The 25,725-nt window shown below is 66.7% G+C and carries 38 protein-coding genes; 36 read left to right on the top strand and 2 right to left on the bottom strand.

Annotated features, from left to right (window positions below; genetic code table 11):
• Positions 1–228 precede the first annotated feature (228 nt).
• The 30 genes from rpsJ to rplQ all read left to right on the top strand — a co-directional run bounded on the left by rpsJ (position 229) and on the right by rplQ (position 16,731).
• Positions 229–537, top strand: coding sequence for a 30S ribosomal protein S10 (rpsJ, locus tag ACIQLD_RS07720; protein ID WP_017201594.1), 309 nt, complete (start codon positions 229–231; stop codon positions 535–537).
• An 8-nt stretch (positions 538–545) separates the two neighbouring features.
• Entirely contained in the window at positions 546–1,205 is a 660-nt protein-coding gene (gene rplC / locus ACIQLD_RS07715) for a 50S ribosomal protein L3 (protein WP_402606917.1), read from the top strand.
• A 2-nt stretch (positions 1,206–1,207) separates the two neighbouring features.
• The gene (gene rplD, locus ACIQLD_RS07710) at positions 1,208–1,870 is read left to right on the top strand and encodes a 50S ribosomal protein L4 (RefSeq protein ID WP_017829207.1); all 663 of its coding nucleotides are present in this window, start codon (positions 1,208–1,210) and stop codon (positions 1,868–1,870) included.
• On the top strand, positions 1,867–2,190 hold the full coding sequence (gene rplW / locus ACIQLD_RS07705; RefSeq protein ID WP_402606914.1) for a 50S ribosomal protein L23: 324 nt from the start codon (positions 1,867–1,869) through the stop codon (positions 2,188–2,190). Before rplD ends, rplW begins: the two co-directional genes overlap by 4 nt.
• 20 nt (positions 2,191–2,210) lie before the next feature.
• Complete coding sequence (rplB, locus tag ACIQLD_RS07700) at positions 2,211–3,050, top strand: 50S ribosomal protein L2 (protein WP_017201590.1); 840 nt, start codon at positions 2,211–2,213, stop codon at positions 3,048–3,050.
• Positions 3,051–3,062: 12 nt separating this feature from the next.
• Positions 3,063–3,344, top strand: coding sequence for a 30S ribosomal protein S19 (rpsS, locus tag ACIQLD_RS07695; RefSeq protein WP_017829205.1), 282 nt, complete (start codon positions 3,063–3,065; stop codon positions 3,342–3,344).
• Positions 3,344–3,742, top strand: coding sequence for a 50S ribosomal protein L22 (rplV, locus tag ACIQLD_RS07690; RefSeq protein WP_021201121.1), 399 nt, complete (start codon positions 3,344–3,346; stop codon positions 3,740–3,742). Before rpsS ends, rplV begins: the two co-directional genes overlap by 1 nt.
• A complete protein-coding gene (gene rpsC / locus ACIQLD_RS07685; protein WP_017201587.1) occupies positions 3,742–4,497 on the top strand; it encodes a 30S ribosomal protein S3 in 756 nt (251 codons plus the stop codon). The genes rplV and rpsC overlap by 1 nt, the downstream gene beginning before the upstream one ends.
• Positions 4,497–4,916, top strand: coding sequence for a 50S ribosomal protein L16 (gene rplP / locus ACIQLD_RS07680; RefSeq protein ID WP_017829203.1), 420 nt, complete (start codon positions 4,497–4,499; stop codon positions 4,914–4,916). Before rpsC ends, rplP begins: the two co-directional genes overlap by 1 nt.
• Positions 4,916–5,233: a 50S ribosomal protein L29 gene (gene rpmC / locus ACIQLD_RS07675; protein WP_017829202.1), complete on the top strand. Its 318-nt coding sequence runs from the start codon at positions 4,916–4,918 to the stop codon at positions 5,231–5,233. Before rplP ends, rpmC begins: the two co-directional genes overlap by 1 nt.
• Positions 5,233–5,565 (top strand): 30S ribosomal protein S17, encoded by a 333-nt coding sequence (gene rpsQ / locus ACIQLD_RS07670; RefSeq protein ID WP_021201120.1) that lies wholly within the window; start codon positions 5,233–5,235, stop codon positions 5,563–5,565. The genes rpmC and rpsQ overlap by 1 nt, the downstream gene beginning before the upstream one ends.
• Complete coding sequence (rplN, locus tag ACIQLD_RS07665) at positions 5,562–5,930, top strand: 50S ribosomal protein L14 (protein ID WP_017201583.1); 369 nt, start codon at positions 5,562–5,564, stop codon at positions 5,928–5,930. Before rpsQ ends, rplN begins: the two co-directional genes overlap by 4 nt.
• Positions 5,931–5,932: 2 nt before the next feature.
• Positions 5,933–6,292 (top strand): 50S ribosomal protein L24, encoded by a 360-nt coding sequence (gene rplX / locus ACIQLD_RS07660; RefSeq protein WP_021201119.1) that lies wholly within the window; start codon positions 5,933–5,935, stop codon positions 6,290–6,292.
• Positions 6,292–6,882 carry a 50S ribosomal protein L5 gene (gene rplE, locus ACIQLD_RS07655; protein ID WP_017201581.1) on the top strand — a complete coding sequence of 197 codons (591 nt, stop codon included), beginning with the start codon at positions 6,292–6,294 and terminating at the stop codon, positions 6,880–6,882. The genes rplX and rplE overlap by 1 nt, the downstream gene beginning before the upstream one ends.
• A gap of 133 nt (positions 6,883–7,015) precedes the next feature.
• Positions 7,016–7,414, top strand: coding sequence for a 30S ribosomal protein S8 (gene rpsH / locus ACIQLD_RS07650; protein WP_021201117.1), 399 nt, complete (start codon positions 7,016–7,018; stop codon positions 7,412–7,414).
• A gap of 6 nt (positions 7,415–7,420) precedes the next feature.
• Entirely contained in the window at positions 7,421–7,957 is a 537-nt protein-coding gene (gene rplF, locus ACIQLD_RS07645) for a 50S ribosomal protein L6 (RefSeq protein WP_017829197.1), read from the top strand.
• A gap of 2 nt (positions 7,958–7,959) precedes the next feature.
• Positions 7,960–8,319, top strand: coding sequence for a 50S ribosomal protein L18 (rplR, locus tag ACIQLD_RS07640; RefSeq protein ID WP_017201578.1), 360 nt, complete (start codon positions 7,960–7,962; stop codon positions 8,317–8,319).
• A 20-nt stretch (positions 8,320–8,339) separates the two neighbouring features.
• The gene (gene rpsE / locus ACIQLD_RS07635) at positions 8,340–9,017 is read left to right on the top strand and encodes a 30S ribosomal protein S5 (RefSeq protein ID WP_017829196.1); all 678 of its coding nucleotides are present in this window, start codon (positions 8,340–8,342) and stop codon (positions 9,015–9,017) included.
• Positions 9,017–9,202, top strand: a complete 186-nt coding sequence (gene rpmD / locus ACIQLD_RS07630) for a 50S ribosomal protein L30 (protein WP_017201575.1) — start codon at positions 9,017–9,019, stop codon at positions 9,200–9,202. The genes rpsE and rpmD overlap by 1 nt, the downstream gene beginning before the upstream one ends.
• Positions 9,202–9,837, top strand: a complete 636-nt coding sequence (rplO, locus tag ACIQLD_RS07625; RefSeq protein ID WP_021201116.1) for a 50S ribosomal protein L15 — start codon at positions 9,202–9,204, stop codon at positions 9,835–9,837. Before rpmD ends, rplO begins: the two co-directional genes overlap by 1 nt.
• Before the next feature lie 183 nt (positions 9,838–10,020).
• Positions 10,021–11,343, top strand: coding sequence for a preprotein translocase subunit SecY (secY, locus tag ACIQLD_RS07620; protein WP_402606903.1), 1,323 nt, complete (start codon positions 10,021–10,023; stop codon positions 11,341–11,343).
• Positions 11,340–11,945, top strand: a complete 606-nt coding sequence (locus tag ACIQLD_RS07615) for an adenylate kinase (RefSeq protein WP_402606900.1) — start codon at positions 11,340–11,342, stop codon at positions 11,943–11,945. Before secY ends, ACIQLD_RS07615 begins: the two co-directional genes overlap by 4 nt.
• 1 nt (position 11,946) lies before the next feature.
• Positions 11,947–12,798, top strand: a complete 852-nt coding sequence (gene map, locus ACIQLD_RS07610) for a type I methionyl aminopeptidase (RefSeq protein ID WP_402606897.1) — start codon at positions 11,947–11,949, stop codon at positions 12,796–12,798.
• The gene (locus tag ACIQLD_RS07605) at positions 12,798–13,466 is read left to right on the top strand and encodes a DsbA family protein (RefSeq protein WP_402606894.1); all 669 of its coding nucleotides are present in this window, start codon (positions 12,798–12,800) and stop codon (positions 13,464–13,466) included. The genes map and ACIQLD_RS07605 overlap by 1 nt, the downstream gene beginning before the upstream one ends.
• 164 nt (positions 13,467–13,630) lie before the next feature.
• On the top strand, positions 13,631–13,852 hold the full coding sequence (infA, locus tag ACIQLD_RS07600) for a translation initiation factor IF-1 (protein ID WP_017201569.1): 222 nt from the start codon (positions 13,631–13,633) through the stop codon (positions 13,850–13,852).
• A gap of 64 nt (positions 13,853–13,916) precedes the next feature.
• Positions 13,917–14,033, top strand: a complete 117-nt coding sequence (rpmJ, locus tag ACIQLD_RS07595) for a 50S ribosomal protein L36 (protein ID WP_005050492.1) — start codon at positions 13,917–13,919, stop codon at positions 14,031–14,033.
• Between the two features lie 178 nt (positions 14,034–14,211).
• Complete coding sequence (gene rpsM, locus ACIQLD_RS07590; protein WP_017201568.1) at positions 14,212–14,586, top strand: 30S ribosomal protein S13; 375 nt, start codon at positions 14,212–14,214, stop codon at positions 14,584–14,586.
• 31 nt (positions 14,587–14,617) lie between these two features.
• A complete protein-coding gene (rpsK, locus tag ACIQLD_RS07585) occupies positions 14,618–15,016 on the top strand; it encodes a 30S ribosomal protein S11 (protein ID WP_017829189.1) in 399 nt (132 codons plus the stop codon).
• A gap of 134 nt (positions 15,017–15,150) precedes the next feature.
• The gene (locus tag ACIQLD_RS07580) at positions 15,151–16,140 is read left to right on the top strand and encodes a DNA-directed RNA polymerase subunit alpha (RefSeq protein WP_021201111.1); all 990 of its coding nucleotides are present in this window, start codon (positions 15,151–15,153) and stop codon (positions 16,138–16,140) included.
• A gap of 33 nt (positions 16,141–16,173) precedes the next feature.
• Complete coding sequence (gene rplQ, locus ACIQLD_RS07575; RefSeq protein ID WP_031207971.1) at positions 16,174–16,731, top strand: 50S ribosomal protein L17; 558 nt, start codon at positions 16,174–16,176, stop codon at positions 16,729–16,731.
• A 71-nt stretch (positions 16,732–16,802) separates the two neighbouring features.
• On the opposite strand, the gene ACIQLD_RS07570 is transcribed toward rplQ, so the two are convergent.
• Both ACIQLD_RS07570 and ACIQLD_RS07565 read right to left on the bottom strand, forming a co-directional pair.
• Positions 16,803–18,377 (bottom strand): AMP-binding protein, encoded by a 1,575-nt coding sequence (locus ACIQLD_RS07570; RefSeq protein WP_402606889.1) that lies wholly within the window; start codon positions 18,375–18,377, stop codon positions 16,803–16,805.
• 91 nt (positions 18,378–18,468) lie between these two features.
• Positions 18,469–19,683, bottom strand: coding sequence for a PAS domain-containing protein (locus ACIQLD_RS07565; protein ID WP_402606887.1), 1,215 nt, complete (start codon positions 19,681–19,683; stop codon positions 18,469–18,471).
• Between the two features lie 163 nt (positions 19,684–19,846).
• Between ACIQLD_RS07565 and ACIQLD_RS07560 the strand changes: the two genes are divergently transcribed.
• From ACIQLD_RS07560 to ACIQLD_RS07535, 6 genes are all read left to right on the top strand, one after another.
• Positions 19,847–20,866, top strand: coding sequence for a Bug family tripartite tricarboxylate transporter substrate binding protein (locus ACIQLD_RS07560; protein ID WP_402606884.1), 1,020 nt, complete (start codon positions 19,847–19,849; stop codon positions 20,864–20,866).
• A gap of 1 nt (position 20,867) precedes the next feature.
• The gene (locus tag ACIQLD_RS07555) at positions 20,868–21,437 is read left to right on the top strand and encodes a tripartite tricarboxylate transporter TctB family protein (RefSeq protein ID WP_402606881.1); all 570 of its coding nucleotides are present in this window, start codon (positions 20,868–20,870) and stop codon (positions 21,435–21,437) included.
• Positions 21,437–22,984, top strand: coding sequence for a tripartite tricarboxylate transporter permease (locus tag ACIQLD_RS07550; protein ID WP_402606878.1), 1,548 nt, complete (start codon positions 21,437–21,439; stop codon positions 22,982–22,984). The genes ACIQLD_RS07555 and ACIQLD_RS07550 overlap by 1 nt, the downstream gene beginning before the upstream one ends.
• A gap of 48 nt (positions 22,985–23,032) precedes the next feature.
• Positions 23,033–23,830, top strand: a complete 798-nt coding sequence (locus ACIQLD_RS07545; RefSeq protein WP_402606875.1) for a sulfite exporter TauE/SafE family protein — start codon at positions 23,033–23,035, stop codon at positions 23,828–23,830.
• Positions 23,831–23,900: 70 nt separating this feature from the next.
• Entirely contained in the window at positions 23,901–24,173 is a 273-nt protein-coding gene (locus tag ACIQLD_RS07540; protein ID WP_402606872.1) for a hypothetical protein, read from the top strand.
• Entirely contained in the window at positions 24,166–25,725 is a 1,560-nt protein-coding gene (locus tag ACIQLD_RS07535; RefSeq protein WP_402606869.1) for a sensor histidine kinase, read from the top strand. The genes ACIQLD_RS07540 and ACIQLD_RS07535 overlap by 8 nt, the downstream gene beginning before the upstream one ends.

Raw genomic sequence — 25,725 nt, 5'->3', positions numbered from 1 at the left:
AGCAGAACAACACCCCGACACCCCTCTTCTTGAAGGGTTCCGCCGTGCGCGGCGGAAGGTCGGCATCCGGGCGCTTCACAGCGTCCGGCTGACAGAAGAACAGTGGTGCAGCAGATCGACTCGCAAGAGCCGTTCTCGTGCCGAGGCGCGAACAGCGCCGACGTGCGTCCAATGCCCCAGGGCCACCCGGTCCCGGACGGTAAGACGCCTAAAGAGAGAGAGCAGACAATGGCGGGACAGAAGATCCGCATTCGCCTGAAGTCGTATGACCACGAGGTCATCGACACGTCCGCACGCAAGATCGTCGACACCGTGACCCGTGCGGGTGCGACTGTCGTCGGACCCGTGCCCCTTCCGACCGAGAAGAACGTCGTGTGCGTCATCCGGTCGCCGCACAAGTACAAGGACAGCCGCGAGCACTTCGAGATGCGCACCCACAAGCGTCTGATCGACATCGTCGACCCGACGCCCAAGGCCGTCGACTCGCTGATGCGTCTCGACCTGCCGGCCGATGTCAACATCGAGATCAAGCTCTGAGGTTCGACATGGCTGACATCAACTCCAAGATTTCCAAGGGCATGCTGGGCACGAAGCTCGGTATGACCCAGGTGTGGAACGAGAGCGGCAAGCTCGTTCCCGTCACCGTCATCGAGCTGGCACCCAACGTGGTCACCCAGGTCCGCACGCCCGAGAAGGACGGCTACAACGCCGTGCAGATCGCGTACGGGCAGATCGACCCCCGCAAGGTGAACAAGCCGCTCTCCGCTCACTTCGAGGCAGCAGGCGTCACGCCGCGTCGTCACGTCACCGAGATCCGCACCGCGGACGCCGGCGACTACAACCTGGGCCAGGAGCTCACGGTCGACGGCACCTTCGAGGCGGGCCAGCTCGTCGACGTCGTCGGCACGAGCAAGGGCAAGGGCTTCGCCGGTGTCATGAAGCGTCACAACTTCAAGGGCGTCTCGGCTTCGCACGGTTCGCACCGCAACCACCGCAAGCCCGGCTCGATCGGCGCATCGTCGACCCCGAGCCGCGTCTTCAAGGGAATGCGCATGGCCGGCCGTATGGGTGGCGAGCGCGTGACCGTCCTCAACCTCACGGTGCACGCCATCGACATCGAGAAGGGACTCATGCTCGTCAAGGGCGCCGTCCCCGGTGCTCGTGGCCGCATCGTCTATGTCCGCAACGCAGTGAAGGGTGCCTGATCATGGCTGACTCCACTCTCGCGCTCGACGTCCTCAAGGCAGACGGCAAGAAGGCAGGCTCGATCGAGCTTCCCGCCGCGCTGTTCGACGCCAAGACGAACATCCCGCTCATCCACCAGGTCGTCGTCGCGCAGCTCGCGGCGGCTCGCCAGGGCACGCACTCGACCAAGCGTCGTGGCGAGGTCTCCGGTGCCGGCCGCAAGCCCTTCAAGCAGAAGGGCACGGGTAACGCCCGTCAGGGTTCCATCCGCGCGCCGCACATGACCGGTGGTGGCATCGTGCACGGCCCGAAGCCGCGCGACTACTCGCAGCGCACCCCCAAGAAGATGATCGCCGCCGCCCTCCTGGGTGCGCTCAGCGACCGCTTCCGCGGTGACCGCATCCACGCCATCGAGTCCTTCGGGATCGACGGCACGCCTTCGACCAAGACCGCGGTGAACTTCCTCACCAACGTCGTCTCGTCGAAGAACGTGCTCGTCGTCATCGAGCGTGGTGACGACGTGACGCTGAAGAGCATCCGCAACCTGTCGAACCTGCACGTGCTGACGTTCGACCAGCTCAACGCCTACGACGTGCTCGTCTCCGACGACATCGTCTTCACCCAGGCCGCGCTCGAGGGCTTCATCGCCTCCAAGTCCGGCGCCAACCAGGAGGTCTCCGCATGAGCGAGCAGGCATCTGTTCTCCAGTCGGCCCTGAACAAGGACCCGCGCGACATCATCCTGAAGCCGGTCGTGTCCGAGAAGAGCTACGGGCTCATCGATGAAGGCAAGTACACCTTCCTCGTCGACCCGCGCGCTTCGAAGACCGAGATCAAGCTCGCCATCGAGAAGATCTTCGGCGTCAAGGTCGCAGGGGTCAACACCCTCAACCGCGTCGGCAAGGCTCGCCGCACCCGCTTCGGCACCGGCAAGCGCAAGGACACCAAGCGCGCCATCGTCACCCTGAAGTCGGGCACCATCGACATCTTCACGGCAATCGGCTGATCCGGGGGATAAGGACAATAATGGCTATTCGCAAGTACAAGCCCACGACCCCGGGCCGTCGCGGCTCGTCGGTGGCTGACTTCGCCGAGATCACTCGATCGACGCCGGAGAAGTCGCTGCTGCGCCCGCTCTCGAAGACCGGTGGTCGCAACAACCAGGGCCGCATCACGACCCGTCACATCGGTGGTGGCCACAAGCGCCAGTACCGCGTCATCGACTTCCGTCGTAACGACAAGGACGGCGTCAACGCCAAGGTCGCTCACATCGAGTACGACCCCAACCGCACCGCGCGCATCGCGCTGCTGCACTACTTCGACGGTGAGAAGCGCTACATCCTCGCTCCGGCGAAGCTGAAGCAGGGCGACATCGTCGAGTCGGGTGCCGGGGCTGACATCAAGCCGGGCAACAACCTCCCGCTGAAGAACATCCCCACGGGTACGGTCATCCACGCGATCGAGCTCCGCCCCGGCGGCGGCGCGAAGATGGCACGTTCGGCCGGTGCATCCGTCCGTCTCGTCGCCAAGGACGGCCCCTACGCCCAGCTGCGTCTGCCCTCGGGCGAGATCCGCAACGTCGATGCGCGCTGCCGCGCGACCATCGGCGAGGTCGGCAACGCCGAGCAGTCGAACATCAACTGGGGTAAGGCCGGCCGCATGCGCTGGAAGGGCGTCCGCCCGACCGTGCGTGGTGTCGCGATGAACCCGGTCGACCACCCGCACGGTGGTGGTGAGGGTAAGACCTCTGGTGGTCGTCACCCCGTCTCCCCGTGGGGCCAGGCTGAGGGTCGTACCCGTCACGCCAACAAGGAAAGCGACAAGTACATCGTGCGTCGTCGTAACGCCGGCAAGAAGCGTAAGTAGGAGTAAGAGAAGATGCCTCGCAGTCTTAAGAAGGGCCCCTTCGTCGACGATCACCTGCTTCGCAAGGTGGTCGTGCAGAACGAAGCCGGCACCAAGAACGTCATCAAGACCTGGTCCCGTCGGTCCATGATCATCCCGGCCATGCTGGGTCACACGATCGCGGTCCACGACGGACGCAAGCACATCCCTGTGTTCGTGTCCGAGACCATGGTCGGTCACAAGCTGGGCGAGTTCGCGCCCACCCGCACCTTCCGCGGCCACGAGAAGGACGACAAGAAGGGGCGGCGCCGCTAATGGTCGAATCGATCGCACGCGTGCGACACATCCGCGTGACCCCTCAGAAGGCTCGTCGTGTCGTCGCGCTCATCAAGGGCAAGCAGGCACAGGAAGCTCTCGCGATCCTGAAGTTCGCGCAGCAGAGCGCCAGTGAGCCGATCTACAAGCTTGTCGCGTCGGCCATGGCCAACGCGCAGGTCAAGGCGGATCGCGACGGCGAGTTCCTCGACGAGCAGGACCTGTACGTGGCCAACGCGTACGTCGACGAGGGCACCACGCTCAAGCGTTTCCAGCCCCGTGCACAGGGTCGCGCTTTCCAGATCAAGAAGCGCACGAGCCACATCACGGTCGTGCTCTCGACGCCTGAGGCAGCTCCGGCCGCCACGGGCGACAGCAACAAGAAGGCGAGCAAGTAATGGGACAGAAGGTAAACCCGTACGGCTTCCGTCTCGGCATCACGACGGACCACGTCTCGCGTTGGTTCTCTGACTCGACGAAGCCGGGTCAGCGTTACGCCGACTACGTCGCCGAGGACATCAAGATCCGCAACCTGCTCAAGACGCAGCTCGACCGCGCCGGTGTCTCGAACATCGAGATCGAGCGCACCCGTGACCGCGTCCGCGTCGACATCCACACCGCCCGTCCGGGCATCGTGATCGGTCGTCGTGGAGCCGAGGCCGAGCGCATCCGCGGCGACCTCGAGAAGCTCTCGGGCAAGCAGATCCAGCTGAACATCCTCGAGGTCAAGAACCCCGAGGCCGACGCTCAGCTGGTCGCACAGGGCATCGCCGAGCAGCTCTCTGCTCGCGTGGCGTTCCGTCGTGCGATGCGCAAGGGTCTGCAGGGTGCACAGCGCGCCGGCGCCAAGGGCATCCGCATCCAGGTCTCCGGCCGCCTCGGCGGTGCCGAGATGAGCCGTTCGGAGTTCTACCGCGAGGGTCGTGTGCCGCTGCACACGCTGCGCGCGAACATCGACTACGGCTTCTACGAGGCGAAGACCACCTTCGGCCGCATCGGCGTGAAGGTCTGGATCTACAAGGGCGACCTGACCGCGAAGGAGCTCGCTCGCGAGCAGGCCAACGCACCCAAGGCTCGTCGTGACGACCGTGGTGGCGACCGCCGCCGTGCCCCGCGCAACGAGGCACCTGTCGCAGAAGGAGCGTCGGCATAATGCTCATCCCCCGTAAGGTCAAGTTCCGCAAGCAGCACCACCCGGGTCGCTCGGGTCAGGCCACCGGCGGCACGAAGGTCTCCTTCGGCGAGTACGGTATCCAGGCCCTGACGCCCGCTTACGTGACGAACCGTCAGATCGAGTCCGCTCGTATCGCGATGACCCGTCACATCAAGCGTGGTGGAAAGGTGTGGATCAACATCTACCCCGACCGTCCGCTCACGAAGAAGCCTGCCGAGACCCGCATGGGTTCCGGTAAGGGTTCCCCCGAGTGGTGGGTCGCCAACGTCAAGCCGGGCCGTGTCCTCTTCGAGGTCGCGGGTGTCGACGAGGAGCTCGCACGCGAAGCTCTGACCCGTGCAATTCACAAGCTGCCGCTCAAGGCACGCATCATCAAGCGCGAGGAGGGCGACGCGTAATGGCGATCGGCACCAAGGAGCTCGCCCCGGCAGAGCTCGATACATTCGAAGACCAGCGCCTCGTCGAGGAGCTGCGCAAGGCCAAGGAGGAGCTGTTCAACCTCCGTTTCCAGTCGGCCACCGGCCAGCTGGAGAGCCACGGCCGCATCCGCGCCGTCAAGCGCGACATCGCGCGCCTCTACACCGTGATCCGCGAACGCGAGCTGGGCATCCGTGCGACGCCTGCTCCGGTCGAGGCTCCGGCCAAGAAGGCGACCAAGTCGAAGGCGAAGAAGGCGGACTCCGCCGACGACGCCGTGAAGGAAGAGGCTGAGTGATGGCCACCAAGAAGGAAGCGACTGTGGAGACGCAGGCCGCAGGACACGAGTCGTCCGAGCACGACGTCCGCGACTCCGCTGCCCGCGGTTACCGCAAGGCACGTCGCGGCTACGTCGTCAGCGACAAGATGGACAAGACCATCGTGGTCGAGGTCGAGGACCGCGTGAAGCACCCGCTTTACGGCAAGGTCATCCGCCGCACCTCGAAGGTCAAGGCGCACGATGAGGCGAACTCCGCCGGCATCGGCGACCTGGTCCTGATCAACGAGACCCGCCCGCTGAGCGCCACGAAGCGCTGGCGCCTGGTGGAGATTCTGGAGAAGGCCAAGTGATTCAGCAGGAATCCCGACTCAAGGTCGCCGACAACACCGGCGCCAAGGAGCTGCTCACCATCCGCGTGCTCGGTGGCTCGAAGCGCCGTTACGCGGGCCTCGGCGACACCATCGTCGCGACCGTCAAGGACGCGATCCCCGGTGGCAACGTCAAGAAGGGCGACGTCGTCAAGGCGGTCATCGTCCGCACCAAGAAGGAGGTCCGTCGTCCGGACGGCTCCTACATCAAGTTCGACGAGAACGCCGCAGTGATCCTGAAGAACGACGGGGAGCCCCGCGGCACCCGTATCTTCGGGCCGGTCGGTCGTGAGCTTCGTGACAAGAAGTTCATGAAGATCGTCTCGCTGGCGCCGGAGGTCATCTAATCATGGCGAAGATCAAGAAGGGTGACCTGGTTCAGGTCATCACCGGTGCCACGCAGGAGCGTGGCGGCGACCGCGGCAAGCAGGGCAAGGTCCTCGACGTCCTTTCCGACAAGAACCGCGTCATCGTCGAAGGCGTGAACTACGTCACCAAGCACACCCGCGTCGGACAGACGCAGCGTGGCACCAAGACCGGAGGCATCGAGACCGTCGAAGCCTCCATCCACATCTCGAACGTCGCACTCGTCGACCCCTCGACCAAGAAGCCGACCAAGGTCGGCCACCGGGTCGAGGAGCAGACGAAGGACGGCGTGAAGCGCACCGTCCGCGTGCGCTACGCGAAGAAGAGCGGTAAGGACCTCTGATGAGCACCGACACTGCCGCGCCGGCTGGCAAGATCCAGCCGCGCCTGAAGCAGAAGTACAACACCGAGATCAAGAAGGCGATGCAGGAAGAGTTCGGTTACGCGAACGTCATGCAGATCCCCGGACTGGTCAAGGTCGTCGTGAACACCGGTGTCGGCGAGGCAGCTCGCGACAGCAAGGTGATCGATGGCGCGGTCGACGATCTCACCAAGATCACCGGCCAGAAGCCGATCGTCACGAAGGCTCGCAAGTCCATCGCGCAGTTCAAGCTGCGTGAGGGCCAGGCCATCGGCGCGCACGTCACCCTCCGCGGTGACCGCGCGTGGGAGTTCGTGGATCGCCTCGTCTCGCTCGCACTGCCCCGTATCCGCGACTTCCGCGGTCTCTCGGCCAAGCAGTTCGACGGCAACGGCAACTACACCTTCGGTCTCCAGGAGCAGAGCGTGTTCCACGAGATCGATCAGGACAAGATCGACCGGGTTCGCGGTTTCGACATCACCGTCGTCACCACCGCGAAGACGGATGACGAGGGTCGGGCACTGCTCCGTCACCTCGGCTTCCCGTTCCGCTCGGAAGACGCACAGGCGTAACACCCTTGACGGGCTCAGTGGTCTCGTGTCACTGAGCCCGTCGATGTGCACGTACAATTGAAAATTGCGTGTCATCGCAGGCCGTCTGTCGTGTAACGGCAGCCGGAACCTCATGAACAAAGGAAATCAACAAATGACAATGACAGACCCGGTCGCAGATCTGCTGACCCGTCTGCGCAACGCGAACTCGGCGCACCACGATTCCGTGACCCTGCCGTCGAGCAAGCTCAAGACGCACATCGCTCAGATCCTCCAGCAGGAGGGCTACATCGCCGGCTGGGAGACCTCTGACGCCCGCGTCGGACAGAACCTCACGCTGACGCTGAAGTACGGTCCCAACCGTGAGCGCTCCATCGCTGGCATCAAGCGCGTCTCGAAGCCCGGCCTCCGCGTGTACGCGAAGTCGACCGAGCTCCCCACGGTCCTCGGCGGCCTTGGCGTGGCGATCCTGTCCACCTCCTCCGGTCTTCTCACCGACCGTCAGGCAGAGCAGAAGGGCGTGGGCGGAGAAGTTCTCGCCTACGTGTGGTAATTCGAAATGTCGCGTATTGGACGACTTCCCATCGACGTTCCCGCGGGCGTGACCGTTTCGGTCGACGGCCGTGAGGTCGCGGTGAAGGGCCCCAAGGGTGAACTCACCCTCACGGTGGCCAGCCCCATCGAGGTCGCGGTCGAGGAGAACCAGGTTCTGGTCTCCCGTCCCGACGACGAGCGCGAGTCGCGGTCGCTTCACGGCCTGACCCGCACGCTCATCAACAACAACATCATCGGCGTGACCCAGGGATACACCAAGGGTCTCGAGGTCGTCGGCACCGGTTACCGCGTGCAGCAGAAGGGCAGCTCGGTCGAGTTCGCCCTCGGCTTCTCGCACCCGGTCCTGATCGACCCGCCCGCCGGCATCACGCTCACGGTCGAGGGCACCACGAAGCTCACCGTCAGCGGGATCGACAAGCAGGCTGTCGGCGAGGCAGCTGCCAACATCCGCAAGATCCGCAAGCCCGAGCCGTACAAGGGCAAGGGTGTGCGCTACGCCGGCGAGAACGTGCGTCGCAAGGCCGGAAAGAGTGGTAAGTAACCATGGCTCTCAAGTCAAAGTCTGACGCCCGCGCGCGTCGTCACGCCCGCCTTCGCAAGAAGGTCGTCGGCACCGAGGCGCGTCCGCGTCTCGTCGTCAACCGTTCGGCCCGCCACGTCTTCGTGCAGCTGGTCGACGACAGCAAGGGTCACACCGTGGCGTCGGCTTCGACGCTCGAGACCGACCTGCGCTCGCTCGAGGGTGACAAGACCGCCAAGGCCCGCAAGGTCGGCGAGCTGCTCGCCGAGCGTGCGAAGGCTGCCGGCGTTTCCGAGGCAGTGTTCGACCGTGGCGGCAACCGCTACGCCGGTCGTGTCGCCGCCATCGCCGACGGCGCCCGCGAGGGGGGTCTGGCACTGTGAGTGACAACAAGGAGAACGAAGTGACCGAAGCGGCTGCTGCCACTTCCGAGACGGCTGCCGGCACCACGCAGGCTGAGCCGGCGCGCGACTCGCGTGATGGCCGCCGCGGCGGTCGTGACCGCAACCAGGGTGGCGGTCGTGACCGCAACTCGCGCGACCGTGGCGACAACCAGTTCCTGGAGCGCGTCGTCACCATCAACCGCGTCTCGAAGGTCGTGAAGGGTGGTCGTCGCTTCAGCTTCACCGCCCTCGTGGTCGTCGGTGACGGCAACGGTCTGGTCGGCGTCGGCTACGGCAAGGCCCGCGAGGTCCCTCTGGCGATCTCGAAGGGTGTCGAAGAGGCCAAGCGCAACTTCTTCCGCGTTCCGCGCGTCGGCAGCACCATCCCGCACCCCGTGCAGGGTGAGGCGGCCGCCGGTGTGGTCCTGCTTCGTCCGGCCGCTGCCGGTACCGGTGTCATCGCCGGTGGTCCGGTCCGCGCCGTGCTCGAGTGCGCCGGTATCCACGACGTGCTGTCGAAGTCGCTCGGCTCGTCGAACACGATCAACATCGTGCACGCGACGGTCACCGCCCTGAAGCAGCTCGAGGAGCCTCGTGCGGTCGCCGCACGTCGTGGCCTCGAGTTCGACCAGGTCGCCCCTGCGCGCCTCGTGCGCGCCGAGGCCGAGGCCATCGCCGCACAGAAGGTAGGTGCCTGATGGCCGCGCGACTGAAGGTCACGCAGATCAAGTCCAAGGTGAGCGAGAAGCAGAACCAGCGTGACACGCTGCGCAGCCTCGGTCTGAAGCGGATCGGTGACACCACCGTCCGCCCCGACGACGCGCAGACGCGCGGTTACGTCAAGACCGTCGCCCACCTCGTCAAGGTTGAGGAGATCGACTAATGGCTGAGAAGAACGAGGCCGTCGAGGCTGAGAAGGCCACGAAGAAGGCTGCAGCTCCCAAGGCTGCCGCCGAGAAGAAGCCGGCTGCGAAGAAGGCTCCGGCCAAGACCGCTGCCGCTGACGCCAAGGCTGAGGGCGCTGCCAAGAAGCCGGCCGCCAAGAAGGCCGCGCCGAAGAAGGATGCTCCGGCATCCCGCCCCGGAGTGCTGAAGGTGCACCACCTGCGTCCGGTCCCCGGATCCAACACCGCCAAGACTCGCGTCGGCCGTGGTGAGGGCTCCAAGGGTAAGACCGCTGGTCGTGGAACCAAGGGCACCAAGGCGCGCAACACCGTTCGCGTCGGCTTCGAGGGTGGGCAGATGCCGCTGCACATGCGCACCCCGAAGCTGCGCGGGTTCAAGAACCCGTTCCGCGTGGAGTATCAGGTCGTGAACCTGGAGAAGCTCGCGGAGCTGTACCCGAAGGGTGGCGATGTCACCATCGGCGACCTGGTCGCCAAGGGTGCCGTTCGCAAGAACGAGAAGGTCAAGGTTCTCGGAAACGGCGACATCGCCGTGAAGCTCACCGTTTCGGTCGACAAGGTCTCGGGTTCTGCCGAGCAGAAGATCGTCGCGGCTGGCGGATCCGTCAAGTAACCGCACAGCAAGAGGGGCCGGATAATCTCCGGCCCCTCTTGTGGTTTCACACTCCGAGACCTCGCTCTGGGGCCGCATCCGGCGGGCCTGGTATCGGTGGCGAATTCCGGGAAGCCCGGTTTGCGTTACCCTGGTCTTTCAGCCGTCCTTCGGGAATCGGCAACCTTTTCAGGAGGAACGTCCTTGTTTAGCGCCATCGCGCGGATCTTCCGCACCCCAGATCTGCGGCGGAAGATCGGTTTCACTCTCGCCATCGTCGCGATCTACCGGCTCGGCTCCAACGTCCCCGCGCCGTTCGTGAACTTCCCGAACGTCGAACAGTGTCTCGCGGCCAACGCGGGCACCGACGGGCTGCTCGGACTGGTCAACCTCTTCTCCGGTGGCGCGCTGCTGCAGCTGTCGATCTTCGCGCTCGGCGTCATGCCGTACATCACCGCGACGATCATCACGCAGCTCCTGCGCGTGGTCATCCCCCACTTCGAGGCGCTGCACAAGGAAGGACAGGCCGGCCAGGCCCGTCTGACCCAGTACACGCGTTACCTCACCATCGCCCTCGCGCTGCTCCAGTCGACGACCCTGGTCACGGTGGCCCGCAGCGGCCAGCTCTTCGGTACGACCGATCTCGCGGCCTGCCAGCAGCTTCTGACGAACGACGTGTGGTGGGCGCAGCTGCTCATCATCATGGCGATGACGGCCGGTACCGGACTGATCATGTGGTTCGCCGAGCTCGTCACCGAGCGCGGCATCGGCAACGGCATGTCGCTGCTCATCTTCACCTCGATCGCCGCCACGTTCCCCGGCGCCATGGGTCTCATCTGGCAGACCAAGGGCTTCGAGGTCTTCCTCCTGGTACTGCTGGTCGGAATCATCGTGATGGGGCTCGTCGTCTTCGTCGAGCAATCCCAGCGACGCATCCCTGTGCAGTACGCCAAGCGCATGGTGGGTCGACGCACGTACGGCGGCACGAACACCTACATCCCGATCAAGGTGAACATGGCGGGTGTGATCCCCGTGATCTTCGCCTCGTCGCTGCTGTACATCCCGGCACTCATCGCGCAGTTCAACACCCCGCAGGACGGATCGACGCCGGCCGCCTGGGTGACCTGGATCACGACGAACTTCACGACCGGCAACAGCCCGGTCTACATGGCCGCGTACTTCCTGCTGATCATCGGGTTCACGTACTTCTACGTGGCGATCACGTTCAACCCCGTCGAGGTCGCGGACAACATGAAGAAGTACGGCGGGTTCATCCCCGGCATCCGTGCGGGCCGCCCGACGGCCGAGTACCTCGACTACGTGCTCACCCGCATCACGCTCCCGGGCTCCCTGTACCTCGGTCTCATCGCGCTCATCCCGCTCATCGCTCTGGCCACGGTCGGCGCCAACCAGAACTTCCCGTTCGGTGGCGCCTCGATCCTCATCATCGTCGGTGTGGGTCTCGAGACGGTCAAGCAGATCGACGCGCAGCTGCAGCAGCGACACTACGAAGGGCTCCTCCGATGACAGCATCCGCACGTCTTCTCATCGTCGGACCGCAGGGCTCCGGCAAGGGCACGCAGGGCGTGCGCATCGCCGAGTCCTACGGCATCCCGGTCGTCTCGACCGGCGACATCTTCCGCGCGAACATCAAGGAGGGGACGCCCCTCGGCCAGCAGGTCACGGCGATCCTCGACAAGGGCGACCTCGTCCCGGATGAGCTGACCAGCGAGATCGTGCGCGACCGCCTGTCGCAGGACGACGCCGCTCAGGGCTTCCTGCTCGACGGGTACCCGCGCAACACCGCGCAGGTCGCCCACCTCGAGTCGTTCCTCGCCGACCGGGGACAGGCGCTCGACGCCGTCATCCTCCTCGACGTGCCGCGGGAGGAGAGCCTGGAGCGTCTGACGCTCCGCGCGACCGAGCAGGGACGCTCCGATGACACCCCGGAGGCCATCGGCCACCGCCTCGACATCTACGAGCGCGAGACCGCCCCGATCCTCGAGGTCTACGGCGCCAAGGGCATCGTCGATCGCATCGACGGCGTCGGCTCTCTCGACGAGATCACCGAGCGCATCGCCGAGGCCCTGGCCGCGCGTGGCCTGCGTCTCGCGGCCTCCGCCTCCTGAGATGTTCCGCCGGTCGATCTACAAGACCCCGGCTCAGTTGCGAGCCATGGTGGACCCCGGGCTCATCACGGCGGCGGCACTGGATGCCGTCCGCCCGCTGATCAAGGCGGGCGTCACCACCCTCGAACTCGACACGGTGGCGAACCGCGCGATCCTCGCCCGTGGCGCGGAGTCGAACTTCCAACTGGTGCGCGGCTACCGCCACACCACCTGCATCTCGGTCAACGAGCAGGTCGTCCACGGCATCCCGGGGGAGCGCGTCCTGCAGCCGGGTGACATCGTGTCGGTCGACTGCGGTGCGCAGTTCCAGGGATGGAACGGCGACAGCGCCATGACCGTCGTCGTGCCCGACCCGGAACGGCCCGAGCTGGTCGCACGCCGCCAGGAGCTCTCCCGCGTGACCGAGGGCTCCATGTGGGCGGGAATCGCCGCCATGGCGTCCGTATCGTCGATCGACGAGATCGGTGCCGCCATCCAGGACTACATCGAGGCGCAGGGGCCGTCTGCGGTCTCCGGTGAGCCCTACGGCATCCTGCGCGAGTACGTCGGCCACGGCATCGGTCGCAAGATGCACGAAGCCCCCAGCGTCTTCAACTACCGCACGCCCGATCGTGGCGAAGACGTGAAGCCCGGACTCGTGCTCGCCATCGAGCCGATGGTCACCGCCGGCGGGGAGGCGACCTTCATCGAGGAGGACGACTGGACCGTCACGACGGTGGACGGTACGGACGGCTCCCATTGGGAACATAGCGTCGCCCTGCATGATGGGGGTATCTGGGTGCTTACCGCGCCCGATGGTGGAAGAGCCGGACTCGCCCCGTTCGGGGTCGAGCCTCGAGAGATCGGAAAGTAATGGCAGCGGCGAAGAGCAACACCAACTGGTTCGCGATCGGCGTCTCGATCGCCGTCGTCGTGGTGCTGGTGGCGATCGGTGGACTCGTGGTGTTCCTCAACAACCAGGCGACCTCGCCCGGCGCGGCGCCCAAGGCCAACGACACCTTCAACTCGGAGACCGGCGCGATCTCGTTCGGTGACGGCGAGGATACGGTCGCGGTCTTCGTCGACTTCCAGTGCCCGGTCTGCAAGACCTTCGAGGACCAGTTCGGCCCTCAGCTCGAGGCGGCAGCCGCTGATGGCCGCATCACGCTCGAGTACCACCCGATCGCGATCCTCGACCGCTTCTCGCAGGGCACCGAGTACTCCTCCCGTTCGGCCGGCGCGGCGTTCTGCGTCGCGGAGTCGAACCCGGAGCTCTACCTCGACTTCGCCAAGACGCTGTTCGAGAACCAGCCGGAGGAGAACACCAGCGGTCTGACCAACGACCAGCTCGCGGGCTTCGCTTCGCAGGTCGGCGCGGATGACGCGGTCTCGTGCATCACCGACGAGACGTACCGCAAGTTCGGCGCGGCGCAGGCGAAGTCCCACGAGATCGCCGGAACGCCGACGGTGGACATCAACGGCACGCGCCTCAACCTGCAGGACCAGGCCGACCTCAAGAAGTTCACCGACCTGATCAGCTGACCCGGCGGCGTCTCGCCGCTGGCGGTCGAGTTGCCGGATGGCTCCGGAGCGTCTAACATAGATCTTTGGTGCTTTGTGCCTTGATTCGGCGTGTCCGGCGGCGCAGCACCACAAACCAATCACCCACCGCAGATCGACCGATCTGCAGAAGCGTCAGCGAGGCTATGGCTAAGAAAGACGGTGTCATCGAGATCGAGGGCGTGATCTCCGAGGCTCTGCCCAACGCGATGTTCCGCGTTGAGCTCAGCAACGGACACAAGGTCCTTGCAACGATCTCCGGCAAGATGCGGCAGAACTACATCCGTATCATCCCCGAGGACCGTGTGGTCGTGGAGCTCAGCCCCTACGACCTGACACGCGGCCGTATCGTCTACCGCTACCGCTGATCGGTCGAGAAGTAACGGCCTGCCCCTGTCCGGGGCGGTACGAAGACAGCGAACAGGAAACATCATGAAGGTCAACCCCAGCGTCAAGCCCATCTGCGATCACTGCAAGGTGATCCGCCGTCACGGCCGCGTCATGGTGATCTGCAAGAGCAACCCGCGTCACAAGCAGCGCCAGGGCTGAGTCCCTGGCGGGCCCGCCGATCTGATCGACGGGCCCGCGCTGCGCGGCATCGCTCACGCACATCTCACAACTGAAAACACAACGGCAGGATCAGAACTCGCGAAAGCGGGGGACACCTCGGGGCGGAGGCCCGGGCACCGATCCTGTTCCATACCTCCACAACACCCAGGAGAACCGCATGGCACGTCTTGCCGGCGTTGACATCCCGCGCGACAAGCGCGTGGTGATCGCCCTTACCTACATCTACGGCGTCGGCCGTACCCGCTCGGTCGAGATCCTCAAGGCGACGGACATCGACGAGAGCATCCGCGTGAAGGACCTCAGCGACGACCAGCTGATCGCCCTCCGCGACCACATCGAAGGCAACTACAAGGTGGAGGGTGACCTGCGCCGCGAGGTTGCAGCTGACATCCGCCGCAAGGTCGAGATCGGCTCCTACGAGGGCATCCGCCACCGTCGTGGTCTCCCGGTCCGTGGTCAGCGCACCAAGACCAACGCCCGTACCCGCAAGGGCCCGAAGCGCACCGTCGCAGGCAAGAAGAAGGCCCGCTAAGCGCGGCCCCAGGGACTAGGAGAACACTTTCATGGCTGCACCCAAGGCCGCCGCGCGCAAGCCGCGCCGCAAGGAAAAGAAGAACATCGCGCTGGGCCAGGCCCACATCAAGTCGACGTTCAACAACACGATCGTCTCGATCACCGACCCGTCCGGCGCCGTCATCGCCTGGGCATCGTCGGGTGGCGTGGGCTTCAAGGGCTCCCGCAAGTCGACCCCGTACGCCGCCGGCATGGCTGCCGAGTCGGCTGCTCGCCAGGCTGCGGAGCACGGCGTCAAGAAGGTCGACGTCCTCGTGAAGGGTCCGGGCTCCGGCCGCGAGACCGCGATCCGCTCGCTGCAGGCCGCCGGCCTCGAGGTGGGTTCGATCCAGGACGTCACCCCGCAGGCGCATAACGGCTGCCGTCCGCCGAAGCGTCGCCGCGTCTGATTCGCGTGTCGAGCCGCTCGGTCCCTTCGTGGTCTGAGCGGCTCGACGCCCGCGTGCGGGCATCGACTTCCACAACTCAAAACCTCACCCCACCACATGTCATATAGCGGGCATGTGATCGAAAGGAACACAGAGTGCTTATTGCACAGCGTCCCACACTGACCGAGGAAAAGATCGTCGAGAACCGTAGCCGGTTCATCATCGAGCCTCTGGAGCCCGGCTTCGGTTACACGATCGGCAACGCGCTGCGCCGCAGCCTGCTGTCGTCGATCCCCGGTGCTGCTGTCACCAGCGTTCGCATCGACGGCGTGCTGCACGAGTTCAGCACCATCCCCGGCGTGAAGGAGGATGTCACCGAGATCATCCTCAACATCAAGCAGCTCGTCGTCTCGTCGGAGCGCGATGAGCCCATCACCGCGTACCTGCGCAAGACCGGTGCGGGCGAAGTCACCGCCGCTGACATCTCGGCTCCGGCCGGTGTCGAGGTGCAGAACCCCGAGCTCGTCATCGCGACGCTGAACGACACCGCGAAGTTCGAGCTCGAGCTCACCATCGAGCGTGGCCGTGGCTACGTCTCGGCGACGCAGAACCGCAACGAGTACGCCGAGGCCGGTCAGATCCCGATCGACTCGATCTACTCTCCGGTCCTCAAGGTCAGCTACCGCGTCGACGCGACCCGTGCCGGGGAGCGCACCGACTTCGACAAGCTCGTCCTCGACGTCGAGACCAAGTCGGCCATCAGCCCCCGCGACGCCGTCGCGTCGGCTGCGAAGACGCTCACCGAGCTGTTCGGTCTCGCCCGCGAGCTGAACGTCGAGGCCGAGGGCATCGAGATCGGCCCGGCGCCGGTGGAGGCAGTGAACTCCAGCGAGCTGTCGATGCCGATCGAGGACCTCGACCTGTCGGTCCGCTCGTACAACTGCCTGAAGCGTGAGGGCATCAACACCGTTTCCGAGCTCGTCGCCCTGTCGGAGACGCAGCTCATGAACATCCGCAATTTCGGCCAGAAGTCGGTCGACGAGGTGCGCGACAAGCTCATCTCGCTCGGTCTGTCGCTCAAGGATTCGGTGCCCGGTTTCGACGGCGCCCACTTCTACGGCGGCAGCGAAGACGAGTCCTTCTGATACCCGACCTTTCTGACCAGGAGTTAGACGATTATGCCCAAGCCCACTAAGGGTCCCCGCCTCGGAGGCGGCCCCGCACACGAGCGCCTGATGCTTGCCAACCTCGCGGCGGCGCTCTACACCCACAAGTCGATCAAGACGACCGAGACCAAGGCCAAGCGCCTTCGCCCGCTCGCCGAGCGTCTGATCACCTTCGCCAAGCGTGGCGACCTGCACGCGCGTCGTCGCGTGCTGTCGGTCATCGGTGACAAGGAAGTCGTGCACGTCCTGTTCTCCGAGATCGCGCCGCTCGTCGCTGACCGTGAGGGCGGCTACACCCGCATCACGAAGGTCGGCAACCGCAAGGGCGACAACGCTCCGATGGCCGTGATCGAGCTCGTCCTCGAGCCCGTCACCCCGAAGGCGAAGTCGACCAAGAAGGCCGCTGCTCCCAAGGCCGAGAAGGCTGAGAAGCCGGCCGAGGTCGTCGAGGAGGCTCCCGCTGAGGAGGCTCCCGCCGACGAGACCGTCGAAGCCGGCGCCGAGTCGCAGGCCGAGGGCGAAGCAGCCGAGGCTGCCGCCGAGGACGCCGTCGAGAAGAAGTCCGAGTAAGCACTTCGCTCACGAAGAAGCCCGCCACCCCGAAAGGGATGGCGGGCTTCTTCGTGTATCCGGCGATGTGCTCAGCGGGCGCGCAGATCCTTGCGCAGGATCTTCCCCGAGCTCGACTTGGGGATCACGTCGATGAACTCGACCTGTCGCACCTTCTCGTGCGGAGCGACATGTGAGGCGACGTGCGCCATGACCGCCTCGGCATCGAGGTCGGCATCCGGCTGACGCACGACGAAGGCCTTGGGCACCTCCTGGCCATCCTCGTCGAGCGCACCGATCACGGCGGCATCTGCGATGGAGGGATGCTCGAGCAGCACGGCTTCCAGGACAGCCGGCGCCACCTGGTAGCCCTTGTACTTGATGAGCTCCTTGAGCCGGTCGACGATCCGGTAGATGCCGTCATGGGTGACGGTCGCGACGTCGCCGGTGTGGAGCCAGCCGTCGGCGTCGAGCATCTCGGCGGTGGCGTCCGGGCGGTTGAGGTAGCCGACCATGACCTGCGGTCCCCGCACCCACAGCTCGCCGGGCGCGCTCGCGCCCTCCGTCGGTACCGCGACGTCTTCACCCGAGTCGGGGTCGACGAGCCGGGCTTCGGTGTTCGGCACGAGCGGCCCGATCGTCGAACGGTCGATGTCGGTGCGCGCCTCGGAGATGAGGTTCACCGCAGGGCTGGTCTCGGTCATGCCGTACCCCTGGGTCACGACGCAGCCCAGCCGGTTGGCCACGGCCGAGGCCAGCGCGCCGTCGAGAGGAGCGGCGCCGGAGAAGATCACCTTCACGGCCGAGAGATCGTACTGGTCGACGATCGGATGCTTCGCCAAGGCCACGGCGATCGGGGGAGCGACGAACACCCAGGTGGTGCGGTGCTCGGCGATGATGCGCAGGAACTCGGGAAGATCGAACTTCGGCATCGTGACGAGCCCTGCCCGCTGGCGCAGTGCGAAGTTCAGCAGCACCGTCATGCCGTAGATGTGGAAGAAGGGCAGCACGGCCAGCACCCGGTCGCTCGCGTCGACGCCGAGCACCGGACGGCACTGCGACACGTTGGCCACCAGGTTGCGGTGCGTGAGCATCACGCCCTTCGGTCGCCCGGTCGTTCCCGAGGAGTAGGGCAGGACGGCGAGATGGGTCGACGGGTCGAAGGACACGTCCGGTGCCGGGTGCCCCTCCCCGAGGAGCCCCGTAAGCGAGGGGTGCCCTTCCGCGCCGTCGAGCACGATGACGTGGTCGGCGTCGAACCCGAGCTTCTCCGCGGCGGCCTGTGCGCCGGGAAGGAGAGGGGAGACCGTCACGAGCCAGGTCGCTCCGGCGTCTGTGAGCTGGTTCGCGATCTCGTCTGCGGTGTAGAGCGAGTTGATGGTGGTGGCCGTCGCCCCCGCGCGGAGGATGCCGTGGAACACGGTGGCGAACGCCGGGACGTTCGGGCAGAGCACTCCGACCGTCGTGCCGACCCCGACCCCGCGGGCCGCGAGTGCGCCCGCGAACAGGTCGATCTGCGCCACGAGTTGACGGTAGGTGGTGGTCGCCCCGCTCATCCCGTCGATGAGAGCGACCGTGTCGAGTTCGGCCTCGGAGAGATCGCCGAACAGGAATTCGTGGATGGAGACCTCGGGGATCACCACATCGGGATAGGTACTGCGAACCATGAGATCTCCTTCGATCCGGGCAGGCTGACGACGACGTCGAATGCGATCCAGTGTCGCACACAATGGCACTGCGTCCCAGGGGTGGGTGCGGTCAGACGGCGGCGCGATACCGGGTGCTCGGGCGGCCCTTGGTCGTGTAGTCGAGCGTGCGGGTCGCCCGACCAGAGCCGGCGAGGTGCTCGAGGTAGCGTCGCGCACTGACCCGTGAGATATCGAGGTCTTCGCCGATCTCGGTCGCCGAGGCGTCGGGGCGCGCGGTGAGCGCGGTCGAGACACGGCCGAGCGTCTCAGCGCTGAGTCCCTTGGGAAGCCCGAGTCGCTGGCGGAAGGCGATGATCGCATCCGCGGCCTCGACCCGTCGGACCACGTCGTGCAATTCGGTGTGATCCCGAAGCAGGAGCGTGGCTCCGATACCTCCGCCGTCGGCCGCGCCTGCGGTGCTGCGGGCGACGAGCACGTGCGGCCCGACGATCACCGGCCGCCCGGCCGCCTCGCCCTCCCGGAGCACGGTGGTCAGCTCTGCACCCAGCACCTCGGCGGCGGGTTGGCCGTCGAGATCGGCGGCGTCCCTGTCGAGGAAACGGGCCGCGGCGTCGTTGACGAGCGTGATCCGCCCGGTGCCGTCGACCGTGATGACCCCCTCGCTCAGACCGTGCAGCGTGGTCTCCTGGTTCTTCACGAGGGCGGCGATCTGATGCGGTTCGAGGCGGTAGATGCGGCGTCGGATGATGGAGGTCACCCACGCGGAGCCGAACACCCCGAGCACGGCGGCCGCGAGCATCGCCGAGATCAGCCACACGAGATTGGCCGAGAACTCCTCGTTCAGCTCAGACTCGAGAATCCCGACGGAGGCGGTGCCGATCACGTCGCCCTCGTCGTCGCGGATGGGGACCTTCACGCGCCATGACGTTCCGAGCGTGCCCGTCTGCGTGCCGACGTAGATCTCCCCGGAGAGCGGGATGGAGGGGTCGGTGGAGACCTTCTCGCCGATGCGCGCCGGATTCGGGTGCGAGTACCGGATGCCGTCTTCGTTGGCGACGACGACGTAGGCGAGGTCGGAGGCCTCGCGGATGACCTCGGCGATCGGCTGGATGGCTGCGGAGGGCTCGGCATCGTCGAACGCCGCGTGCACGGTCGGCAGCGCAGCGATCGACTGGGCCACGGCCTGCATCCGGTCTTTGTACGCCTCGCGGAGAGCCTGCTCCTGGAACGCGCCGGCCACGATGCCGGTCGCCAGGGTCACCAGGAACACGATCAGCGCCTGCAGCACGAGCAACTGCACGCGGAGCGTCATCTTCGAGGCCACCTGCTCATTCTGGTCCCTCGGCGAGTGCCGTGCGAGCAGGTGAGGGAGCCGCTCGTGACCAATAGTTCCGAAACTCCGACCAATGGTTTCCGAAGCTGGAGCAGGCGCGGCTCACGCCCCAATGTGGACCCACAGCATCACGAACGCTCAAGGAGGAGCGCACATGAAGAACGCACGCATCGGAGCCCTGACCGCCCTGGCGGCGGTGGCCGCACTCACCCTCACCTCGTGCGCCGGAGGCAGCGCAGCGACGGACGACGGTGGAGCGGAAGCAGAGGCCGCCACCGTCACCGACATCTCGATCGTCGTTCCAGCGGATCCGGGCGGGGGATGGGACCAGACGGGCCGGGCACTTTCGCAGGTGCTCACGCAGGATGACCTCGTGACCTCCGCCCCGGTGACCAACGTGGGCGGTGCCGGTGGCACGGTCGGGCTCGCGCAACTCGCCAACGAGAACGACCCGAACACGCTGATGGTGATGGGTCTGGTCATGGTCGGAGCGGTCGAGACCAATGCCTCGGCGGTGCGGATCGAGGACACCACACCGATCGCCCGCCTCACCGACGAGCCGCTCGTCGTGGTCGTGCCGGCAGACTCGAAGTACGACACCCTCGAGGATCTCGTCGAGGACATCGTCGACAACGGTCAGTCGGTCACGATCACGGGCGGCTCGGCGGGCGGCGCCGACCACATCCTCGCCGGCCTCATGCTCGAGGAAGCAGGACTCGATGGGGCCGAGATCGCCGAGAAGCTGAACTACACACCGAACTCCGGTGGTGGCGAGGCCGTTCCGCTGCTGATCGGCGGCAAGGTCGCCGCAGGCATCTCGGGCGTCGGCGAGTTCGCGCAGCACATCGAGAGCGGCGCGCTCAAGGCCCTGGCGGTCTCGAGCGAAGAGCCGGTGTCGCAGCTCCCGGAGGTGCCGACCATCACCGAGGAGGGCTACGACGTGGTCCTCACCAACTGGCGCGGCGTGATCGCCCCCGGCGGCATCTCCGACGGCGAGAAGGACGAGCTGGTGCGCGTGATCACCGAGCTGCACGAATCCGAGGCGTGGACAGAGCAGCTGGATACCAAGGGCTGGACCGACGCGTTCCTGGTCGGCGAGGAGTTCGACGACTTCCTCACCGGGAACATCGAAGAGGTCACGGCGACGCTGAAGAACATCGGTCTGGTGCAGTGACATGACGGTCCCCGCCTCATCGGGGACCGAGGAGCAGGGGGTGCGGGTCGACCACGACGGTCGGCCCGCACGCCGCTCTCCCTCCGTCCCCATCGGCGAGCTCGTGTTCGCCGCGATCATGGTCGCGCTCGGCGTCTTCGCCGTCGTCGGCATCTTCCTGATCCACGTCCCGGTCGGGATGAAGGCCGGTCCGACGGTCTTCCCGATCTTCGTCTCGGTCATCCTGCTCGCATCGGCGATCGCCGTCCTGATCGGCGTGCTGCGCGGCGAACGCGGCGGCGCCGAGGAGGCGGAGGACATCGATGAGAGCCTGCCGACCGACTGGGTCACGCTCGCCAAGCTGGCGGGTCTCGTCGTCGCGCATCTGCTGCTGATCGAGCCGCTGGGATGGGCGCCCGCCGCCGCCCTGCTGTTCGGCGGCGTCGCGTGGTCACTCGCGGCCAAGCGCTGGTGGATGGCGTTCCTGATCGGGATCGTGGTCGCGCTCGTGATCCAGGTCGTCTTCGGCGGTCTGCTCGGCCTCTCGCTGCCGTGGGGTCCTGCCCTCGGCTGGCTCGGAAGGATGTTCTGATGGACAGTTGGACCCTGCTCCTGGAGGGTTTCGCGACCGCGCTGCAGCCGCAGTACCTCGCCTTCGCCTTCCTCGGCGTCTTCGTCGGCACCGCGGTCGGAGTGCTCCCGGGCATCGGCCCCGCGATGACGGTGGCACTGCTGCTGCCCCTCACCTACACGCTCGACCCCGCCGCCGCGCTGATCACCTTCGCGGGCATCTACTACGGCGGCATGTACGGCGGCTCGACGACGAGCATCCTCCTGAACACCCCGGGGGAGTCGGCCTCGATCGTCACGGCGATCGAGGGCAACAAGATGGCCAGGATGGGGCGGGGCGCTGCCGCGCTCGCCACCGCTGCCATCGGATCGTTCATCGCCGGCACTCTGGCGACGCTGGGCCTCACGCTGCTGGCTCCACTGCTCGCGCAGTTCGCGGTGAATCTCGGACCCGCCGACTACGTCGCCCTCATCGTGATCGCGTTCATCACGGTCGGCGCTCTGATCGGCAGTTCGATCTCGCGCGGCATGCTCTCGCTCGGCGTCGGCCTCTTCCTCGGGCTGGTCGGCACCGACTGGCTCTCCGGGCAGCAGCGCTACACGCTGGGGCTTCCCGCACTGTCCGACGGCGTGGACATCGTGCTGGTCGCCGTCGGCCTGTTCGCGGTGGGGGAGACGTTCTACATCGCCGCCCGGCTGCGGCACGGCGGCGTCGACGTGATCCCCGTCACCCGAGGATGGCGCTCGTGGATGACGAAGTCCGACTGGCGGAGATCATGGAAGCCGTGGCTGCGCGGCACGGCGATCGGCTTCCCGATCGGCACGATCCCCGCCGGCGGCGCGGACGTCGCCACGTTCCTGTCGTACGCGACCGAGCGCAAGCTGTCGAAGCACCGCGACGAGTTCGGACGTGGTGCGATCGAGGGAGTGGCCGGACCGGAGTCGGCGAACAACGCTGCCGCCGCAGGAGTGCTGGTGCCCCTTCTCACGCTCGGTCTGCCGACGACGGCGACCGCGGCGATCATCCTCACGGCGTTCCAGTCTTACGGGATCCAGCCGGGACCGCTGCTGTTCGAGAGCCAGTCGAACCTGGTGTGGGCGCTCATCGCGAGCCTCTACATCGGCAACGTGATCCTGATCGTGCTCAACCTGCCGCTGGTGGGCATGTGGGTGAAGCTGCTGCAGATCCCGCGGCCGTACCTGTACGCGGGCATCCTCCTGTTCGCGGTGTTCGGCGCCTACGCGCTGCACAGCTCGCCGTCTGACATCGTGATCCTGCTGATCGTCGGCATCCTCGGCTACTTCATGCGACGGTACGGTTACCCGGTCGCGCCGCTCGTGGTCGGCATGATCCTGGGACCGATGGCCGAGGAGCAGCTGCGCAAGGCGCTGCAGCTGAGCCAAGGGGATCTGAGCACGCTCATCATGCAGCCGTTCGCGGCGATCGCCTACGGGGTGCTCGCCCTGCTGATCGTCGGCGGACTCTGGTTGCGACGCCGTCAGCGCAGGTACGAGCAGGCGCTGACCGAGTCGATCGCGGTGCCGATCAAGGCGGATTCCGAGGTCTGACCGCGACGCGAGTTCGAGAGGGGAGGAGGCCACGAGTAGGCTGATCCGGTGACAGACGTACAGGCCCCCGCACGAGGGCCTCGCGCCTACGCGGCGTTCATCGGCATCGGCCTCCTCGCCGGCCTGCTCTCCGGACTCTTCGGCGTGGGCGGCGGCACGGTCATCGTCCCGCTCCTGGTGCTCCTGCTGCACTTCGACCAGCGCCTCGCGGCAGGCACCTCCCTCGCCGCGATCGTGCCGACGGCCAGCGTGGGCGTCATCTCGTACGCGACGACCGGGTCGGTGGCCTGGATCCCCGCGATCATCCTCGCGGCGGGTGCCGTGGTCGGTGCGCAGATCGGTACGCGCCTGCTGCCGCGCATCTCGCAGACCGCGCTGCGCTGGGGCTTCGTCGGCTTCCTGATCGTCGTGATCGTCAGCCTCTTCCTCGTGATCCCCTCGCGCGATGCCGCGTTCGAACTGTCCTGGCTGACCGGCATCGCCCTCGTCGGCGTCGGCATCGGCACCGGAATCCTGGCCGGGCTCATCGGCGTCGGCGGCGGTGTGATCGTCGTGCCCGTGCTGATGCTGGCGTTCGGCACGAGCGACCTGGTCGCCAAGGGCACGTCGCTGCTCATGATGATCCCGACGGCGATCTCGGGCACGGTGGGCAACCTCCGCAACCGCAACGTCGATCTGCTCGCCGCGCTGCTCATCGGCGTCTCCGCGTGCACGACGACGGCCCTCGGGGCATGGTTGGCGACGATCGTCGACCCGACGCTCGGCAACATGCTGTTCGCGGCATATCTCGTCGTGATCGCGGTGCAGATGGCGCTCAAGGCGATCCGGGGGCCCAAGCGCGCCTGATCGCATCCGGATGAAAGGATCTTCATCCACGGCTCATCTGCCCATCATGATCGACGGGCATCATGGGGTCATGCCCACTCCACGACGCCTACTCGTCACCGGCGCGCTGATCGCGATCCCGGTCGCCTTCGCGGTCGGGAGCGTCGTGCTGGCGCAGATACCGCCGTCGCCGAAGATCCCCACCGAACCCGTTTCGGTGCAGCTCGCGCCAACGCCTCCGAGTGCGGAACCGGTGCCCGTCGTCCCCGCTCCGCCGGCCCCCGCACCGCCGGCCCCCGCTCCGGTGCCCGCGCCAGCCCCACCCGCCGGCGACGACGACGATGACGGCGGCGACGATGACTGACGCCCCCACCCTCCCCCTCGATCTCGACGGGGACGAGGTGCCACGTTCGCACGCGCCCGCGGCGGCGCAAGGCCCCGCAGCCATCGGTGCGCCGCTGCGCACGTTGCGCCGGCGCACCCTGCCCGCTCGCTGGCGGATCACGCTGTGGATCATCCTCAGCACCGCCATCACCCTCCTCGCGGTCGGGATGATCGGCCGCAGCATCTTCCTCGCCGGGGTGGAACAGTCGGCCAACGCCGAGATCGAGCAGGAAGCCTCCGAGTTCTCCCGATTCGCGGAGGATGCCGCGGCCAGCGGTCACACCACGGCCGAGGAACTGGTGAGCGAGTACGTCGCCCGCCAGTCCGTACACGAGAACGAGGTGGTGATCGCCACCGTCGATGCAGAGGTGATCGCGGTCGCGAACGGCCAGGTGGAGGCGACGGATCCGTCCTCGCTCGCGGCGGTACCGGGCGGCGAGGCGCTCGTGACCCGACTGCTCGATGAGACCGCCGCGTCCGGCGCGATGGACGCGCCGGACGCGGGACCCCTGCGCTGGGGTCGGCTGGAGTTCACCACCGGTGACCGCAGCGGCGCGGTGCTGATCGTGCAGTACACGCAGGAGGCGCGCTCGCAGGTCGACGCGGGGTTCGCCACGATCGCGTGGGTGGCACTGATCGGGATCCTGCTCAGCTCCGGCGTCGCCTGGCTCGTCGCCGGGCAGATCCTCGCCCCCGTGCGAGAGGTGTACCGCGTCGCCCGCGACATCGGCGAGCACGACCTCTCGGCGCGAGTGCCGGTCGATGGCACCGACGACATCGCCGCCGTGGCCACCACCTTCAACCAGATGCTCGACCGACTCGAGGCCGTGCACGCGACACAGCAGCGGTTCGTCGACGATGCGGGGCACGAGCTGCGCACCCCGATCACGATCGTGCGCGGCCAGTTGGAGCTGCTGAGCGAAGACCCGCAGGAGCGTGCGGCGACCCTGCGTCTCGTCAGCGACGAGCTCGACCGGATGAGCCGCATCGTCACGGATCTGCTCGTGCTCGCGAGGGCGGAACAGCCCGACTTCGTGCGGGTCGCGAACTGCGACATCGCTGCCCTCACCCTCGACATCGAGGCCAAGGCGCAGAATCTGGGCGATCGTCGCTGGCAGCTCATGGAGGTGGCCGAGGGGACGGCGGCGCTCGATCCCCAGCGGGTGACCCAGGCCGTGCTGCAGCTCGCGGCGAACGCGGTGCAGGTGACCGAGCCGGACGACCGCATCCTCATCGGCTCGCGCTTCGACGGCGAGGGGAGCGAGCGGCGGCTGCGGCTGTGGGTACGCGACTCCGGTCCCGGGGTCGCCGTGGCCGACGCCGAGCGCATCTTCGAGCGCTTCGCCCGCGGCGACAGCTCCGGTGCGCGACGCGGGTCGGGGCTCGGGCTCGCGATCGTGCGGGCGATCACCGATGGACACGGCGGTTCGGCCTGGGTCGACAGCGTGTTCGGAGAGGGCGCCACGTTCGGCATCGACCTTCCGGCACCCACCACCACGCGGTTCGACGCCGCGGCAGAGAGGAGCGAGTGA

Source organism: Microbacterium sp. NPDC091662, assembly GCF_044756705.1.
Lineage (GTDB): Bacteria > Actinomycetota > Actinomycetes > Actinomycetales > Microbacteriaceae > Microbacterium.
Note: the sequence above shows the minus strand (reverse complement) of the source record. Positions and strands in the feature narration are given on the sequence as shown.

Excerpts from the sequence above, each read along its gene's own strand:
- ACIQLD_RS07560 (WP_402606884.1), top strand. The coding sequence starts at position 19,847 with ATGAAGAACGCACGCATCGGAGCCCTGACCGCCCTGGCGGCGGTGGCC.
- rpmJ (WP_005050492.1), top strand. The coding sequence starts at position 13,917 with ATGAAGGTCAACCCCAGCGTCAAGCCCATCTGCGATCACTGCAAGGTG.
- rplP (WP_017829203.1), top strand. The coding sequence starts at position 4,497 with ATGCTCATCCCCCGTAAGGTCAAGTTCCGCAAGCAGCACCACCCGGGT.
- rplF (WP_017829197.1), top strand. The coding sequence starts at position 7,421 with ATGTCGCGTATTGGACGACTTCCCATCGACGTTCCCGCGGGCGTGACC.
- rplQ (WP_031207971.1), top strand. The coding sequence starts at position 16,174 with ATGCCCAAGCCCACTAAGGGTCCCCGCCTCGGAGGCGGCCCCGCACAC.
- infA (WP_017201569.1), top strand. The coding sequence starts at position 13,631 with ATGGCTAAGAAAGACGGTGTCATCGAGATCGAGGGCGTGATCTCCGAG.
- rplX (WP_021201119.1), top strand. The coding sequence starts at position 5,933 with ATGGCGAAGATCAAGAAGGGTGACCTGGTTCAGGTCATCACCGGTGCC.
- rpsM (WP_017201568.1), top strand. The coding sequence starts at position 14,212 with ATGGCACGTCTTGCCGGCGTTGACATCCCGCGCGACAAGCGCGTGGTG.
- ACIQLD_RS07550 (WP_402606878.1), top strand. The coding sequence starts at position 21,437 with ATGGACAGTTGGACCCTGCTCCTGGAGGGTTTCGCGACCGCGCTGCAG.
- rplV (WP_021201121.1), top strand. The coding sequence starts at position 3,344 with ATGGTCGAATCGATCGCACGCGTGCGACACATCCGCGTGACCCCTCAG.
- map (WP_402606897.1), top strand. The coding sequence starts at position 11,947 with ATGTTCCGCCGGTCGATCTACAAGACCCCGGCTCAGTTGCGAGCCATG.
- rpsC (WP_017201587.1), top strand. The coding sequence starts at position 3,742 with ATGGGACAGAAGGTAAACCCGTACGGCTTCCGTCTCGGCATCACGACG.
- ACIQLD_RS07555 (WP_402606881.1), top strand. The coding sequence starts at position 20,868 with ATGACGGTCCCCGCCTCATCGGGGACCGAGGAGCAGGGGGTGCGGGTC.
- rpsQ (WP_021201120.1), top strand. The coding sequence starts at position 5,233 with ATGGCCACCAAGAAGGAAGCGACTGTGGAGACGCAGGCCGCAGGACAC.
- rplW (WP_402606914.1), top strand. The coding sequence starts at position 1,867 with ATGAGCGAGCAGGCATCTGTTCTCCAGTCGGCCCTGAACAAGGACCCG.
- rplR (WP_017201578.1), top strand. The coding sequence starts at position 7,960 with ATGGCTCTCAAGTCAAAGTCTGACGCCCGCGCGCGTCGTCACGCCCGC.
- ACIQLD_RS07605 (WP_402606894.1), top strand. The coding sequence starts at position 12,798 with ATGGCAGCGGCGAAGAGCAACACCAACTGGTTCGCGATCGGCGTCTCG.
- ACIQLD_RS07535 (WP_402606869.1), top strand. The coding sequence starts at position 24,166 with ATGACTGACGCCCCCACCCTCCCCCTCGATCTCGACGGGGACGAGGTG.
- rpmC (WP_017829202.1), top strand. The coding sequence starts at position 4,916 with ATGGCGATCGGCACCAAGGAGCTCGCCCCGGCAGAGCTCGATACATTC.
- ACIQLD_RS07570 (WP_402606889.1), bottom strand. The coding sequence starts at position 18,377 with ATGGTTCGCAGTACCTATCCCGATGTGGTGATCCCCGAGGTCTCCATC.
- rpsH (WP_021201117.1), top strand. The coding sequence starts at position 7,016 with ATGACAATGACAGACCCGGTCGCAGATCTGCTGACCCGTCTGCGCAAC.
- rplE (WP_017201581.1), top strand. The coding sequence starts at position 6,292 with ATGAGCACCGACACTGCCGCGCCGGCTGGCAAGATCCAGCCGCGCCTG.
- rpsK (WP_017829189.1), top strand. The coding sequence starts at position 14,618 with ATGGCTGCACCCAAGGCCGCCGCGCGCAAGCCGCGCCGCAAGGAAAAG.
- rpmD (WP_017201575.1), top strand. The coding sequence starts at position 9,017 with ATGGCCGCGCGACTGAAGGTCACGCAGATCAAGTCCAAGGTGAGCGAG.
- rplB (WP_017201590.1), top strand. The coding sequence starts at position 2,211 with ATGGCTATTCGCAAGTACAAGCCCACGACCCCGGGCCGTCGCGGCTCG.
- rplC (WP_402606917.1), top strand. The coding sequence starts at position 546 with ATGGCTGACATCAACTCCAAGATTTCCAAGGGCATGCTGGGCACGAAG.
- ACIQLD_RS07540 (WP_402606872.1), top strand. The coding sequence starts at position 23,901 with ATGCCCACTCCACGACGCCTACTCGTCACCGGCGCGCTGATCGCGATC.
- rpsJ (WP_017201594.1), top strand. The coding sequence starts at position 229 with ATGGCGGGACAGAAGATCCGCATTCGCCTGAAGTCGTATGACCACGAG.
- rplO (WP_021201116.1), top strand. The coding sequence starts at position 9,202 with ATGGCTGAGAAGAACGAGGCCGTCGAGGCTGAGAAGGCCACGAAGAAG.
- ACIQLD_RS07615 (WP_402606900.1), top strand. The coding sequence starts at position 11,340 with ATGACAGCATCCGCACGTCTTCTCATCGTCGGACCGCAGGGCTCCGGC.
- rplD (WP_017829207.1), top strand. The coding sequence starts at position 1,208 with ATGGCTGACTCCACTCTCGCGCTCGACGTCCTCAAGGCAGACGGCAAG.
- rpsS (WP_017829205.1), top strand. The coding sequence starts at position 3,063 with ATGCCTCGCAGTCTTAAGAAGGGCCCCTTCGTCGACGATCACCTGCTT.